Consider the following 1,303-nt stretch of genomic DNA (forward strand, 5'->3'; position numbering starts at 1 on the left):
TCGCCACAATATTTTCGAGGGTGAAGTGACCAGTGTTAATGGCCAGAAACGGCTGCAGTGGGGGGATCGATACTTAGAGGTTGCCGTAGGCCTCTCTGATCTGCCGCAGGGTGAGAGAGTGACGTGGTACTTACCGCCTTCCGATATTGTGCTGCATCGCCGTGGTCGACCTTCACAGGGTGAGCGTGAAAACCCAGTGGCCGCTACCGTGCATGAAATGGTCGTTCTTGGCGGTATCACCTCAATCTCGCTGCGTGTTTTGCATGGCGATATGCTACGTTTCGATATTGCCACCCATGCTGCTAGACGCAACCAGCTAGCGCTGGGGGAGCAGGTACATGTGTCGTTGCTTGCTGAAGGCATTCATATTATGTCGGGAAAACATGTTGCTATGTCGTCACGCCATATGTCCTCAAATAACCTGTCTTCAAATAACCAGTCTTCTACTAATATGTCCTCTCATCAAAAAAGGAACTTGTCATGACTGTTACTCGCCGTCAGCTACTGAAGACGTCTTTGGGAGTTTCACTAGCGGCGAGTTTACCGTTGCCGCTGTTGAGCGCTTGGGCTGATGAATCTCGCCAAGCCTCGACATTGCCGCTGGCGATTCACAGCCAGGAAGGCCCGCATCGATTAGACGTTGAAGTGGCCGAGACCGCCTCCCAGCGACAGCGCGGCTTAATGGAGCGCGAGCACCTGCCTGAAGAGCGTGGCATGTTATTTCGGTTTGAGAGCGAACAGCCCGCTGGCAACGCCTTTTGGATGTACCGCACGTTAATCCCGTTGGATATTGCTTTTATCAACGGAGAAGGGCGCATTGTGGCGATCAATACCATGCAACCCTGTGCGTCTGATACCCCTCGAGAGTGCCCCGCTTACCCAGCCGGTGCGTCTTACCATGCCGCGCTGGAGGTTAACGCAGGCTACTTCGCTGAGCGCGGTATCCAGGTGGGCGACTGCGTATCAGTCCCTGCTCTGGCAGGGTTTTGCCGCCCTGATGCATAGAGTGCCGATACCGGCGTACTACAGTGGCTTTGCTGGGCGACGCTTACCAACGTTGAGCACGATCAGGGCAATACCGGCTACCACAAGCCCCCCGCCTACCAGCTTATGAATACCTAGGCTGTCGCCCATCAACAGCGCGCCCAAGCCAACAGCAAGTACCGGTACCAGCAAGGTCATTGGCACCACGCGATTCACAGGATGGCGGCGTAGTAAGGCATACCAAATGCCGTAAGCAACAATTGATGACATTACCGCGGTGTAAGTCATCGCTCCCCACCCGCGCCAACTCGCTTGCTGA

3 protein-coding genes are annotated in these 1,303 nt (G+C 55.0%); 2 read left to right on the plus strand and 1 reads right to left on the minus strand.

Features of this window, described 5'->3' with window-relative positions; genetic code table 11:
- Together INT22_RS20470 and INT22_RS07760 are read left to right on the plus strand one after the other, a co-directional pair.
- Positions 1–484: TOBE domain-containing protein (locus INT22_RS20470; RefSeq protein WP_226912504.1), on the plus strand; the 484-nt coding region annotated here is incomplete at its 5' end.
- On the plus strand, positions 481–1,005 hold the full coding sequence (locus INT22_RS07760) for a DUF192 domain-containing protein (protein WP_193067997.1): 525 nt from the start codon (positions 481–483) through the stop codon (positions 1,003–1,005). The genes INT22_RS20470 and INT22_RS07760, both read left to right, overlap by 4 nt.
- An 18-nt stretch (positions 1,006–1,023) precedes the next feature.
- Here INT22_RS07760 and INT22_RS07765 read toward each other — a convergent pair.
- A partial coding sequence (locus tag INT22_RS07765; protein ID WP_193067998.1) for an EamA family transporter occupies positions 1,024–1,303 on the minus strand: 280 nt, incomplete at its 5' end.

The organism is Halomonas sp. 3D7M, assembly GCF_014897885.1.
Lineage (GTDB): Bacteria > Pseudomonadota > Gammaproteobacteria > Pseudomonadales > Halomonadaceae > Vreelandella.